The organism is Brucella grignonensis (assembly GCF_002252505.1).
Lineage (GTDB): Bacteria > Pseudomonadota > Alphaproteobacteria > Rhizobiales > Rhizobiaceae > Brucella > Brucella grignonensis.
Genome location: NZ_NNRL01000163.1, coordinates 26,482 through 39,641 on the forward strand (window position 1 = coordinate 26,482; position 13,160 = coordinate 39,641).

Here is a 13,160-nt window from a genome sequence, read left to right on the forward strand (position 1 = left end):
AATTTCTTCAAAATTTGAAGTAAAATTGAAAAATGGAGAGCAAGAGATGCAAAAACTTCTGCACGAGGGAGTGGAAGTCGAAACATCAGTTGATGGATTTACTTCCGTTGACTTTCCTGAAGTTACCGCCGAAAAACAGGAACGCAGACATCCGGCCCATACTGTCGTAATTACGCATTTCGAACTGGCGCGGATGATAGAGCGAGTGAACCGCCGCTTTGTAAGCCTTCTGAAAACGGAGCTTACCAAGTTAGGCGTGGAAGATATCGGGCCTGCTCAGACATTGGTTCTGATGGCTATTGGCGATGTCGAGCTCACTGTGGGTGAACTACTGGATCGCGGGCATTATGTCGGATCCAACATTTCCTATTATCTTAAGCAACTTACGGACGGCGGATATGTTGATCGTGTTGCCTCTCAGAGGGACAAACGATCGGCCCGAATTCGCCTGACGGACAAAGGCGAACGGCTGTGCACAAGCTTGCGAAATGCGAGCAGAACCTACAGTCATGTGCTCGCTCGTGATGACGATGATCTCCGAAATCTGGAGATTGCTTACCAGACCTTGCACCGGCTTGAGCTCGTGTGGGGCAATGCTGCTCGTTATGGCATCTGATGCATAGCGGCAGGTTTTGGGCCAATAACCGGACACATTTTGTGACATGCGTATAGCTTTTGTGCACAGGCGTGGTTTTGGTCAGTTTGCTGCGTTGGCCGAGCATCTGGCTACCAGTGGACATGATGTCAGCCTGATTTGCGAGACAGTGGACCGTCGCCTCCCAGCGGTCCGTGTCATCCGCCACCGAGTAGAATCTGCGCCTCGCACCAAAGGTGCGATGGCCAGATATCTGGAGGTGCCCGATCATCATACAAGGATCGGGCATCGGGTGGCTGAAACATTTGAAACCATGGCACACCATGGACAAGCGCCTGACATTGTAATCGGGCATATAGGTTGGGGCAGTATGATGTTCGTTAAAGACGTACTGCCCACAACACCCGCATTGGGCTATTGCGAGTTTTTCTATCGCGCTCACGGTGCCGATGTCGGTTTTGCACCGGATGATCAGCCAGATGCCGAAACGCGCAAGCGGCTGCGTCTTCGCAATATGGCTCAGCTGGTGACACTTGACGGTATGGACGGTGGTTTCAGCCCGACCCATTGGCAGAAGAGCCTTTATCCAAAAGCCGTTCAAAACCGGATTGCCGTTGTACATGAAGGCGTCGATACAAAGCTGTTCTATCCAGACAAGCATGCCTCGATCCTGTTGCCGGACGGACGCACGTTGAAGGCTGGCTCTTCACGCGTCATCACCTTTGTCGCTCGCGATCTCGAACCCTACAGAGGATTTCCGCAAGCGCTTGAGGCTGCGGCAAAAGTTATCCGGCAAAATGACGATGCGATTTTTGTTTTCGTTGGTGGCGATGGCGTAAGCTACGGCACACCACCGCCCGGAGGTGGCTCATGGCGGGAGCATCTGTTGAGCAAGATGGATCTGCCGCCTGATTACTCCAATCGCATTGTGTTTCCCGGCGCAATTTCCCATGCGCAATTGCGCAAGCTCTACCAGATATCCACTGCACATATTTATCTGACATATCCGTTCGTTCTGTCGTGGTCTGTGGTGGAAGCGATGGCTTGTGGGGCACTCATTATCGGCTCAGATACACCGCCGGTGCGTGAAGTCATCCGGTCGGGTCAGAACGGTCTGCTTGTGCCCTTCTACGATACCGATGTGCTGGCAGAAACCATTCTCAACGTACTCAGAGATCCTGATGCTTGCCTTCAGATGCGCGCAGCGGCGCGTCGAACGGTCGAAAAACGCTTTCGGTTGTCGGAATGTTTACAGCAGCAAAAAACCTTGATCGATGCAGTATTGAATGGAAGATAAGTAGTATGTGGCGACAATCAGGCATTCAAGACCTAATAATTTAATATAAAATCCCGTATTTCTGCGTGTTTGTGGCATATGTCCAATATGCATTCATATTGTTTCAAATTTTGAATTAAAAAACTTCCAAATATTCGTAATATTATCATATAGTCTTCGTTATATTGCTGTTGACAATACATGGTCTGTATTTTCTGATTGTGCATAGAGGCCGAACCTCCCAAGTTGGCTCTTACACAATGGATGACTATGTTGAGCACACCACTTCCTGCGATCTCGGCGCGGAAAGCCCGCCGTTATGCCATTGCTTCGATGCGTGATCGTGAAGCGCTGGAATCGACTGCTCTTGGCGCGTTGACTACTTTTGTTGAAAGCGATGGTAAGTCTTTGCGGTTGGCGAATACGTTTCCACTCGTTGCTGTCGCTGCCTCCGATGAAGGTGCAAAAGACCTGAACTCCGCTTTGCAGCAGCTCTATCGCATGCGCACCATTCCCGAGGTGCCAGTCGTGCGGATCGATGAGGCGGCACCTGAAAACATTCCTTTGCTGGTTTCGCAATTGCTTGAGAGCAGCCTGGATCGCCTCGTCAGCCATGTCAGCAAAGTCCATACCGAGCTTGCGATGTTGCGACGCGAGCGCGAAACCATGTTCGAAAATTATCGGGCTATCGAAGACGCTTTTCATGCGCGCAACTGGGACTCTTCGACAGAGATTTTCTCCCATGCACCTTTGGTCGATCCGAAGGATGAAGGCTTTGCCAAGTTGCTGCGCGAATCGGAAATTGAGCAACTCTTTCCGGTTTCAAGCTATGCGGTTTCCGGATTTGCGCTGCATTTTCGGGATCTGCCGGCCAATCGCAATGGTCAGTTGATCGTAACACTCGACTATCTCGAAAATGGCGAAGGCATCGCCGAGTGGCTCGTGCCCTATGCCATGTTGCATTCAGAATGGAATTTCTTCTCGCTGCCTAAGGCTTGCGATGGTAGCCACCGTACCCTGCGTCTGCGCATTTCGGCGACCGGCGGTGTGCCACCAGAACTCTCGTTGGGCAATGTGATTGCCAATGAACGCTATGCGGCACGTGCCCGCATCCCGCATGGCGATCTTGATATGCGTCCGTTGGCACTTCGTATTTTTACGGGGCTTCCGGGCGTTCGGCCAGCATCATTGCCCAACGCAATCGTGCCGACCTCGCTCATCAATGGCCGCAAGGTCGATGATTATCGCATGCCCATTGAGCTGTTGCGCAATGTGGCCAATGTATCCGTTACCCCGCTTACACCGGATTTTCCGACTGTGCGGTTTCTGGAGCATGAAGATGCCATCGGTTGCCATCCGCTCGAGGAGGGCATTACCGCAGCGGCGATCCGCAGGGTCGTAGCACCCGGAACAGTGCGCATCTCCGCGCGCGCGGTCATTGATCATCCGGAAGGCCAACCCTGCGTGGCGGGACTGCTGCTGGTCAACCTTGCTTCCGATGTGAAAGAGGAAATCGACGCGATTTCCAGTCTTGATCGCCGCCGCCAGCAGGTCCTGTTCAGTGGCTGGTCGGAAGTGGCACCCAACCGTCCGATTGATATCAATTTCATGCTTGAAGAGCCCATCGACCGAACAATGGATTTGGTCGTGCTGAGCAAGGCTGCAGGAGATTCTGTCGATTTCTCCTGGCTGAAAATCTTCAATTTCCGCCTCGTGAAACATGTTGAAGCCCGCCCCGTTCAGACAATAGTCAAAGAGGTTGCGAATGTACGATAGATCCAGGGATTTGATCGTTGTTGCAATGCCGCTTTACGGCCACGCGGCACTCGCACTTGAGGCGCTGGAAACTCTTCTGGCATCGGAAACGGTATTCCGCACACAGATCGTGGTTTCGGTGGATGGAGATCCACGCCGCGAGGTCTTTGATAGCCTCGCGCTTTACGCAGCAGCGCATCCCAATATCCACGTTATCTTCGGAGAGAATGCTGGTCCGGGGGGCGCTCGCAATCGCGCTGTCGACTATATTCTCGAAGAGATGCCGGATGTTAAAGCGGTCTATTTCGTGGATGCCGACAATCGGGTGCAGCCGCACACCATCGATACGCTTTATCGTAAGCTTCTGGCGTCGAATGCGGGCTGGGTCTACACCAATATCGACACTTTCTCGGTCAACTGGCGTGCGCATTATGGCGACAGCTATTCGCGCCTGATCCACTGCATCACCGACAATATCTGCGATACCGGATCGATGATCTCGGCGGAGGTTTTCAGAAGCGGTGTACGCTTTGACGATGATCGCCAAAACGGATTCGAGGATTGGGAATTCTGGCTTTCTGCCATTGAGGCGGGCTTTGTCGGGACACCCTGCCACGATACCGGATTTGAATATCGTCTGCGCGCCGAGAGCCGCTTCAAGGAAGCCAATCGCGACCGCTCAGGCTCAATCAACTTCCTGCGCAAGCGGCACAAAGCATTGTTTCGCCGCCCGACGCTTGTGGGTTTTGAGCACGAGGAATGCCCGCGCTATGGTGTGATCCGCGCAGGCGAGGGGACAGTCAGTCTTTTTACTGATCTTAGCCTTGGCACGACTGATCTTAAATTTGATGATGCCATCCGCGCATTTTGGGGTAGCGTGTCCGAGCCGGATAATTTTCACTTCCCGCCATTTCTTGCTTCATCCAACACTGAAACTTTGAAGCTTCTGGCACGTTCGCGGCTGTTGCCAAATATCCTGTCTCGGCTTGAGAGGCTTTCTGAACAGGCGAATATCGTCTTTGTCGAACTGACTAATGTTGAAGACGAGCGACGCATCGATACCGAAATCATGCCTTCCGGTACGCGCCAGCCGCACGCTGATCTGATTTTCGTCTCGACGAAATTGATCAAGGACATCATCGAAAACGATGCGCTGGATTGGTTCGCATCATTGGGCACGCAGCAATTGTGGCCCACATCGGCGCGGATGAAAGTGCGTTTCCCGTTCCCGCGTGTGCGTCAGCGCCGGGCCTTGTCACGGCCTGAACAGTCGATGCTCAATCTGGTGACATCGATTGCGACGAGCCCGCTCAAACAGAGTGCTGCCATGCGCTGGACATGGCGTCCGCGTCGCCTGCCTGCACTTTCTGAAATGTATCAGGTGCTGCGCAACGAACTTGGTGGCGGACCCGTTTTGCCGCTTGCACATAACACAGCAAGGAAGAAAACGGCTGCCGTTCTGGTGCCGAATGCCTCGTTCGGCGGGGCGGAGAAGGTTGCTTATGCCGCCGGGCGCGAGTTGAAGAACCAAGGATTTGAAACCCATCTCTTCGTGCTCGGCAATGAGCGGATGGACGTGCTGGACGAGTTCGACCAGTCCTTCGACTACCTGCATTTCTGGAAGGATGGCATTCCCGCCTGGGGGGACACAAATCGCTTCTTGGGGCAGGATTTCATTACCGACGATCATCCGCTTGATTGGGGCATCCTGCGCGGGCAACTCTCCGGTTTCGATCTCGTGGTCAACAATCACGTCATGGCAGCGCATCCTTTGATGGGCAAACTTCGCTCCGAAGGCACCCGTACCGCCTGCTATCTGCATGTGGTGGATGAAACGGTCTTCCGCCGTCAGGCGGGGCAGCCCTATGCCGCGATTGCCTTTGAACATGCCTATGATGCATTTCTGACCTGTTCGGATCAATTGAAAATCTATCTGCACAGCTTTGGCGTGCCGTTTGAGAAGGTATTCTCGGTGCCTAACGGTGCGAGCTTTTCCATTGATTCAAAGCTGCGCGCGCAAGTCACCGCAGCGCGCAAGCAGGGGCGCAAAGGCGAGCCGATACGAATGCTCTATATGGGGCGCCTTGACCGTCAGAAGGGTATCGACCGGTTGCATGATGCAATTGTCAAGCTGAAAGAGCAGGGCATTTTGTTTGAAGCGCAAGCCATCGGTGGAGAAATCCTTTCCGACGATCCAAGTGCATCTTGGATGACGCGCCTGAAGGATGCGGGTGTGAAAGTCTCGCCGCCGGTCTTTGACGGCAAGGACATCGCGAACCATCTTGCATGGGCCGATGTTCTCCTGATGCCATCGCGCTGGGAAGGCGCACCGCTGATGATTGCCGAAGCCCAGCAGCTTGGCTGCGTGCCGGTTGCAACTGCAGTGGGTGCTGTTGATGAGCTGATCAATCATGGTCGCGACGGCATCTTAATCCGCAATGGCAACGATGCGCAGATCGTGGCCGATATGACGCGCATTCTGACCATTCTTGCACAGGATCGCGAAGCCCTGATGCGGACCGCTGAAGGTGCGCTCGCCTCCGCTGCTCACCGCACATGGAGTTCGGCTTTCTCCGAATTTACCGATTGGGCGAATGAAATTCGCCCCGCTTATCCGAAATCCCGGTCTTCCCAGCCGGATGTTGCAGACGCTGCCAGCACGATTGCCGTTCTCCCCGGCCGTGCGGTTGCCTGATTATACCAGAAAGGTCGACCTATGAGCCGCCCAACCAACCCACGAATTCTTGTCACTGGCATTCCGAGCTATCTGACGCGCCTAGTTGATCGCGCAGACAAGGCGCAAGTTTATTATTCAGAAAAGCAGAAGGATTCAGAATCAAGGGATAATTTCATCCAGGAGCTGAAAAATATCAGCAATACCGGCAATTATCTGATCGGTGAAGGTGCGATGACGGCGCTTCTGCCGAGCGCCAAGCATATTCCGTTCTGGCATCTCTATAATTGCGTGAACAATGGAACGGGTCTCGAAGAGATCAACAAGGAATTCGATATCTGCGTCTTCACCTGCGCAAACCTTCTGCGCAAGGGCCTGTCCGCAGATGCGGAAGCGCTTGTTCTATCCAAACTTAATATGCCCGTCGTCATGCTTGGCATCGGCATCCAGAACCGTCCTGACATCGAAGGTGAAGACGGCCTGCCTGCTGGTACGAAGAAGCTTTTGGAAGTGCTCAAATCCCGCGAGCATTATTTCCTCACGCGCGGTGAAAATGCAGCCGGATATCTCCGCGATCAGGGCTTTTCCTATGTCCGTCCTGTCGGCTGTCCGTCGCTTTATTTCCGCCCGGACAATATGCGCAAGGCCATCAGTCGTTTGCCGAATGTGAAGGTGGGCGAGGGCCGTACCGTATTTACCGGCTATATGGGTGCGGAGCTTGAAACAATTGGCGATATGAACGCGCTAAGTTCTGACGACGGGCGTTCAGCCTATGTCATTCAGGATGAGTTGCTACACTTCGACATGCAGCTTGAATCCGATGCTAATGGACGCGCCTACGATTCCACAACTGGCGAACTTGTCGGTCCGCTGACCTATAAGGGTTCGGACGATCTCAAGAAGAAGATCAGCGTTCACGCCTTTCTCGATACAAATCAATGGCGCGCTTGGTGCTCGACGATGGATTTCTCCTTCGGTCGCCGCTTCCATGGAAATATCATCTCGATGCAGGCAGGTGTTCCAAGCCTGATGGTTGCGGTTGATGATCGTATGCGTGAGATGCTGAACTTCTCAGGCCTTCCGAAAATCGATGCGCGCGATCTCAACGCTGCCAATGACCGGCGGGCTTTCGTCAGCGATCACATCGCCGCGATGAACATTCCTGACGTGATCGAGAAATATTCCGCACGCGAACGCAATTTCCGAAGCGTGCTTTCGGAGATTGGTGTTGGGTAATCTCAAGCCTAATCGAGCAATTTTCTTAATTTAAGCGAAGATGGATCACCATGCGCATTATGATCACCGGCATTCCGTCATATTTGATGCGGACAGTCGAAAGTGTGTCCGGGGCGAGCGTAAAGCATCGCCCATATTTCGAGCCCATTCGCACCAAAAAGGATGTGATCGATCAGGTCAAAAAGATTGCCAATACGGGCAATTATCTCATCGGTGAGGGCGCCGCCAATGCAGTGCGCGGCCATGATGTGACCTATGTGCCGTTCTGGCATCTGGCCAACAGCCTCAATTCGCCTGACACCTATGCGAAGCTCAACGAAAGCTTTGATCTTTGCCTGTTTGCTTCAGCCAACCTTCTGCGGCCCGGTTATGCGGCAACGACGGAATCCTTCGTCTTTGAAAAGCTGAACATGCCGATTGTGGTCATGGGCATCGGTATTCAGAAGAAGGAAAATCTGAAAGCGGAGTTGCCAGAAGGTACGCGCCGTTTCCTCGAAATTCTGCGCCGCAAGGAAAGTTTCTTCCTCACGCGCGGGCATTTCACCGAAGAGTTCCTGAAAGATGCGGGCATGAAATATGTCCGCCCGACGGGTTGTCCATCGCTTTATTATGCGCCGGATCAGATGAAGCTCTCGCTGAGCCGCCTTGCCGATCCTAGCCTTGCAGACGCGCAGAAAATCTCCTTTGGCGGTTATCTCGGCAGCGTTGCCGATACGATTGTCGACGCCCACGCGCTGCTCGAAAAGGACAGCGTTGCGAGCTACGTCATTCAGGACGAGGTGATCGTCTACAACATGAATATGGCGGGTGAAGATCATTCCGAAGCCTATGATCAGGCCGCAAGCCGCATCACCGCACCGGTCGATTACAAGCACATGGAAAAATGGCAGCGCAAGAACGAGCTGCTGGTGTTCTTTGATACGCACAAATGGCGCAGCTGGATTTCCAGTCAGGATTTCGGCCTGAGCCGCCGTTTCCATGGCACGATCATCGGAATGCAGTCGGGTGTCCCGGGACTGATGATCGCTGTCGATGATCGCATGCGCGAAATGCTTGGTTTTGTCGGCTTCCCGCATATCGATGCGAGCGTCTGGAACCGCGAGCCGCAGAAAAAAGCCTATCTGCGCGATTTCCTTTCCAGGATCGATGTGCCAGCGGCCATCAATCGCTATTCGGAATGTGAAGCCAATTTCAACGGCGCGCTGAAGGATATTGGTATCCGATGATGCAAACGCGCAAAAGCACCGGGGGTGGGATAGTGGCAACGGTGGCGCTTTTAGGCGGCATGTTGTTAGCAGCCCAACCTCAGAGCGCTCTTGCCGATACGCGCTTTGGCGTCAACAGAGTCAACATGGCCTGGCTCAAGCCGGCAGAGCGCGAGCAGATATTCAATCAGATGGTTGAGAACGGAGTGGTGGCGGTTCGGCTGTCACTCACTCGACCGGTTGATCAGAGTATAGATGCCGTGCGTCTTGCGCATGAAAAAGGTCTCGCGATCCTGCTCGAAATATCGCTCAACAATGCAGACTTCTATCCTGAAGGAACGAAGCCCCGTTCCGGGGGTGGGCGTATCTGGGACATGTATCGGCTTTCCGACATATCTCCCGAGCGCTTTCAGCAGGCAATAGGCAATGCCTTGCAAAAGATTGATGCGCTGGGGGTCCCACTCGTTGCCGTTGAACCCGGCAATGAGATCAACTGGGGTGCCTATAATGGCGATCTTGCCATTCTGCCCAAGGAAAAGATGAAGACTGCCCGCTCTTTAAGCGAGATGGAGGAGCTTCCTCTGATCGAAAAGGGTGCTGAAAAATACGTCGAACTTCTGCGTATTGTTCGGACAGAGTTGGCGAAAACCAGGCACAGCACCAAGGCAAAGGTCGTATCTGCGGGCTTGTCCGATATCCCTTTCATCGATGCCGACCGGCGCGGAATAGACACTGTTGACCCCGCCGTCTTTACCGACCTCCTCAAGAAGTATGGTCTTAATGACGCTGCTGATGGCTACGGCATTCACATCTATCCCGGCAGCAGCGGCACGCGGGCTGCGCGCGCGAAGCATATCAGCAGCGCACTTTCTTTCTGCGGTGGAGCAGATGGCAAGCCTTGCTGGATCACCGAATGGGGCTTCGCAAATACCTCAAAAGCCTGTCCGGCCAATGACAATAATCGCGAACAACTGGTCGAGAAGGCACGCGACCGTTTTCGGCAGATGATGGACCGCGGCCAGATCGCAGCCGCTTATTATTTTGATTGGGATGCAAGCACTTACGGTGTGTGGCGTTGCGGTTCGCTGACGCCAGCCGGTAAAGCTGCAACGGTGACGAAATGAAACTCAAGACTGTAATCATCGGTGGTTCAAACACCGTCATGCTGCCCGGCTATCTGCCGACGCTTCTGTCGACGATGGCAAAACGCGGGGTGGAACTGGATATCGTGGCCGATCTGGCCGTCGGTGGTACAACAAGCGCGCTCGGTCTTTATCAGCTCAAGCAGTCCGAACAGCTCGAAGAGTGTGAGCTGTTGCTGATTGAGTACGCGATCAACGATGCCTTCGTTTATGGCGATGAACGGCGTCCATTCCGCCATTGGGCACGGTTTTACGAGGGGATCATTCGTTACGCGCTTGAGCGCAATCCGAACTTGCGGATTGCAACGTTCGTGTTCGGCGCGCGCAATGGCTCATTTCTGAATTCCGTTCCCTCGATTGATGCAGGCATCAATTACATTTCGCAATGGTATGGAACGATCTCAGCCGATGTCTCGCGAATGCTGATGCAGCAATATGGCCGTGATGTCGTAAGCAATCCGGCTTTCTATCTCGATCAGGGGCATTATGCGCGCCCAGTTTCGACAACCATCGTTGCGAACTTGATTGCAGATGTTCTCGAACCGGCCTTGTCTGTTCCGCATCGTCCGAAGGCGCTGCCATTCGCCATCGATCCGGACCACTTTGCCAATGCGCGTGCCTTGAGCGGCGAGCAGCTTTGCAAGCGGCTGGGGCGCGTGCCGGTCCAATACAGCAATCGTCGGTTCTCGATCTCGGCGCTCGATCTTGGTTCAGACAGAATGCGTTTTGAGGTTGATAACGGGCAGCTGCTGGCGCTTGGCTATGTTTGTGATCCACGCATTCCACCGCTTGATGTGGCGATGGGCGGGGAGGTGCATCGCGCCGCCATGATGAAGGGTGGCGTGCGCGATGGAACCTATAAATTCCTCGTTTCGATGCTGAGCTTTGAGTTTCTGTATGGAGGGAAACTGCTTGAAGCACGCGGGAATGTGTCGCTTGTCATGTCCGGTGCTGAAGACGGAACCGAACACAAGCTGCATGTTCCGAAAGATGGCACTCATCATGAAGCGCTGCCTGCGGAACCAGTTCTGCCGATCACCGGCATTCTCTTTTCAGGTAATCTCAAGACTATGACGCTTGAGAAAAAGACCCCTGCGATACCTATCATCACAGAAGCCGCTCAATAATTTAGCTCAGTAATTTGAAGATAAGTGATTAGGCCGTCTGGTTTGAAAGTGCCAGGGCGCAGTCTCTCCACGCACTGACTGCAGTTCCCTGCGTCGCATTTTCTACAACAATATGCTTTCCATCAAATACACCCGATGCAATCCAGTGACGTGCTTCTCGCTGATACACATCGATCGTAATACCCAGCTGTTCTACTTTGGCTTCTGCCAGCATATATTTTGCTCCACGAATGATGAATCTTGGGCGAAGGTCGCAATATAGACCAAATCCACGACAATCCGATGTCACGTTTGTGCTACCGGATTGTGAATGGCATTTTCAGTACAAACAAACTTTTGTTATGGAATGTTGGTTCCCAATTGCGGAAACAAACATTCAACAAAACGCGCAGCTGTGGGCTGCGGTTCATGATTGGCCAAGCCAGGCCGTTCATTGGCTTCAATGAACACATATTCCGGTGTCTCGGGTGACTTCACCATGAAATCGATGCCGACTACCGGAATTTCAATTGCGCGCGCTGCCTTGCATGCAGCATCTACCAATGTTTTGTCCACGGTCGCCGTCACATCGTGAATCGTGCCGCCGGTGTGAAGGTTAGCCGCTTTACGAACCGTAATTTCGCGTCTGTCTGCAAGTACATCATCAAGTATCAGACCTTGCTGCTCAAGACAACGCTTGGTTTCAGCATCTATCGGAATACGGCTCTCGCCACCCGTGGCGGCAAGGCGGCGACGAGACTGCGTTTCGATAAGCTTGCGTATGGTCGATTTTCCATCGCCAATCACGCGTGGAGGTCTGCGCACGGCAGCTGCAACCAGTTTGTAATCGATAATCATCAGCCGCAGATCTTCGCCCTCGAAACAGGCTTCGAGCAGAACATTATCGCAGACATCGCGCGCCTGTCTGATCGCTGCCCGCAGGTCTTTCATCGTTGAAATGCCAACGGAAATGCCGCGCCCCTGTTCCCCGCGTGCAGGTTTCACGACCAGCTTTCCGTGTTTTTCAAGGAAGACTTGGAGCGTTTCGTCCGAGCCGTCGGCAGGAATTTGTTCAGGCACGACAAGTCCCGCCTTGGCCACTGTGCGTCGAGTGACTGCCTTGTCATCGCAGATTGACATGGCAACGCCGGATGTCATTTCAGACAGGCTCTCGCGGCAATGGATCGACCGTCCGCCATGGGACAGGCGAAAAAAGCCTCCCTTGGCATCGGTGATGTCCACATGCACGCCGCGCCGCAACGCTTCATCGACGATGATGCGCGCATAAGGGTTGAGTGCATCGACGGAGCTGATTGGAAGTGCGAAGAACTTCTCGTTGATTGCATTCTTGCGCTTGATTGCAAAAAGCGGAACGCGGCGAAACTTCAGCTTTTCATAAAGCCTGATCGCATTGTCATTGTCATAAAGAACCGACAGATCGACGTGATTGAGCCCGCGTGCCTGAAAATGTTCGGCAAGCTTGCGCACCAGTTTTTCGCCAATGCCCGGCTGACGTGCCTGCGGATGAACGGCTAGGCACCAGAGCGAGCCGCCCTGATCGGGATCGTTGAACAACCGCTGGTGGTTGATGCCTGTAACTGTGCCAACAATTTCGCCCGTTGTATCATCCTGTGCCACAAAATAAGTGACGGCGCGATTATCGCGCTCGCTGGAAAAGAAATCAGCACGCAGTTGCACCATGCCACAGGCGGCATAGACGGCATTGATGCCGTCTGCATCTATTTCGGATACCGCACGGCGAATGCTGATACCGCGTGTGCGGCGACCACCGGCGCGATAGTTGGAAAGTTCAAGCCGAAAAGTGTGCGAAGGGTCGAGGAAGATTTCCTGTGGTGCCTGCGACAGCAGCACATGTGGATCGCTGACATAGAACAGGATATCGCGGCTGGCCGGGGCTTCTGCCCGCAAAGCTTCGATGATCGCTTCATTATTCTCAAAGGTTTGCGCGAAAAGCAGCCGCCCCCAACCGCAATCCAGAACCACATTGCGGTTGGCTGAGCGACCTTCCTCCTGATTACCCCCATGCAAATGCTCTTGATAAAAGCCCGCGCTTTCCGGTGTACGCAACCTCGTGAGCCTGTGCGAGAAAGCGTTTTTGCCCCTTGCTTTCTGCCGGGTCCTTTCAACCTCACCTGTCTTTTTCATTTTAT

10 protein-coding genes are annotated in these 13,160 nt (G+C 53.5%); 8 read left to right on the forward strand and 2 right to left on the reverse strand.

Annotated elements, in window-relative coordinates; translation table 11 throughout:
* Positions 1 to 46 precede the first annotated feature (46 nt).
* The 8 genes from CEV33_RS14010 to CEV33_RS14045 all read left to right on the forward strand — a co-directional run bounded on the left by CEV33_RS14010 (position 47) and on the right by CEV33_RS14045 (position 11,010).
* The gene (locus CEV33_RS14010) at positions 47 to 616 is read left to right on the forward strand and encodes a MarR family transcriptional regulator (protein ID WP_094541070.1); all 570 of its coding nucleotides are present in this window, start codon (positions 47 to 49) and stop codon (positions 614 to 616) included.
* Positions 617 to 662: 46 nt separating this feature from the next.
* A complete protein-coding gene (locus CEV33_RS14015) occupies positions 663 to 1,892 on the forward strand; it encodes a glycosyltransferase family 4 protein (protein WP_094541071.1) in 1,230 nt (409 codons plus the stop codon).
* A 249-nt stretch (positions 1,893 to 2,141) separates the two neighbouring features.
* Complete coding sequence (locus CEV33_RS14020) at positions 2,142 to 3,647, forward strand: DUF6212 domain-containing protein (protein WP_094541072.1); 1,506 nt, start codon at positions 2,142 to 2,144, stop codon at positions 3,645 to 3,647.
* Positions 3,637 to 6,321 (forward strand): glycosyltransferase, encoded by a 2,685-nt coding sequence (locus CEV33_RS14025; RefSeq protein ID WP_094541073.1) that lies wholly within the window; start codon positions 3,637 to 3,639, stop codon positions 6,319 to 6,321. The genes CEV33_RS14020 and CEV33_RS14025 overlap by 11 nt, the downstream gene beginning before the upstream one ends.
* 21 nt (positions 6,322 to 6,342) lie before the next feature.
* On the forward strand, positions 6,343 to 7,536 hold the full coding sequence (locus tag CEV33_RS14030) for a polysaccharide pyruvyl transferase family protein (RefSeq protein ID WP_094541074.1): 1,194 nt from the start codon (positions 6,343 to 6,345) through the stop codon (positions 7,534 to 7,536).
* 50 nt (positions 7,537 to 7,586) lie between these two features.
* Entirely contained in the window at positions 7,587 to 8,762 is a 1,176-nt protein-coding gene (locus CEV33_RS14035; protein WP_094541075.1) for a polysaccharide pyruvyl transferase family protein, read from the forward strand.
* Complete coding sequence (locus CEV33_RS14040; RefSeq protein WP_094541076.1) at positions 8,759 to 9,865, forward strand: glycoside hydrolase; 1,107 nt, start codon at positions 8,759 to 8,761, stop codon at positions 9,863 to 9,865. Before CEV33_RS14035 ends, CEV33_RS14040 begins: the two co-directional genes overlap by 4 nt.
* Positions 9,862 to 11,010, forward strand: coding sequence for a hypothetical protein (locus CEV33_RS14045; protein WP_094541077.1), 1,149 nt, complete (start codon positions 9,862 to 9,864; stop codon positions 11,008 to 11,010). The genes CEV33_RS14040 and CEV33_RS14045 overlap by 4 nt, the downstream gene beginning before the upstream one ends.
* A gap of 28 nt (positions 11,011 to 11,038) precedes the next feature.
* Here the strand turns inward: CEV33_RS14045 and CEV33_RS14050 are convergent, their stop codons facing one another.
* Together CEV33_RS14050 and ngg are read right to left on the reverse strand one after the other, a co-directional pair.
* Positions 11,039 to 11,224, reverse strand: a complete 186-nt coding sequence (locus tag CEV33_RS14050; protein WP_024896026.1) for a hypothetical protein — start codon at positions 11,222 to 11,224, stop codon at positions 11,039 to 11,041.
* Positions 11,225 to 11,349: 125 nt separating this feature from the next.
* Positions 11,350 to 13,155: an N-acetylglutaminylglutamine synthetase gene (gene ngg, locus CEV33_RS14055; RefSeq protein WP_094541078.1), complete on the reverse strand. Its 1,806-nt coding sequence runs from the start codon at positions 13,153 to 13,155 to the stop codon at positions 11,350 to 11,352.
* Positions 13,156 to 13,160 lie beyond the last annotated feature (5 nt).

Excerpts from the sequence above, each read along its gene's own strand:
- CEV33_RS14010 (WP_094541070.1), top strand. The coding sequence starts at position 47 with ATGCAAAAACTTCTGCACGAGGGAGTGGAAGTCGAAACATCAGTTGAT.
- CEV33_RS14015 (WP_094541071.1), top strand. The coding sequence starts at position 663 with ATGCGTATAGCTTTTGTGCACAGGCGTGGTTTTGGTCAGTTTGCTGCG.
- CEV33_RS14020 (WP_094541072.1), top strand. The coding sequence starts at position 2,142 with ATGTTGAGCACACCACTTCCTGCGATCTCGGCGCGGAAAGCCCGCCGT.
- CEV33_RS14025 (WP_094541073.1), top strand. The coding sequence starts at position 3,637 with ATGTACGATAGATCCAGGGATTTGATCGTTGTTGCAATGCCGCTTTAC.
- CEV33_RS14030 (WP_094541074.1), top strand. The coding sequence starts at position 6,343 with ATGAGCCGCCCAACCAACCCACGAATTCTTGTCACTGGCATTCCGAGC.
- CEV33_RS14035 (WP_094541075.1), top strand. The coding sequence starts at position 7,587 with ATGCGCATTATGATCACCGGCATTCCGTCATATTTGATGCGGACAGTC.
- CEV33_RS14040 (WP_094541076.1), top strand. The coding sequence starts at position 8,759 with ATGATGCAAACGCGCAAAAGCACCGGGGGTGGGATAGTGGCAACGGTG.
- CEV33_RS14045 (WP_094541077.1), top strand. The coding sequence starts at position 9,862 with ATGAAACTCAAGACTGTAATCATCGGTGGTTCAAACACCGTCATGCTG.
- CEV33_RS14050 (WP_024896026.1), bottom strand. The coding sequence starts at position 11,224 with ATGCTGGCAGAAGCCAAAGTAGAACAGCTGGGTATTACGATCGATGTG.
- ngg (WP_094541078.1), bottom strand. The coding sequence starts at position 13,155 with ATGAAAAAGACAGGTGAGGTTGAAAGGACCCGGCAGAAAGCAAGGGGC.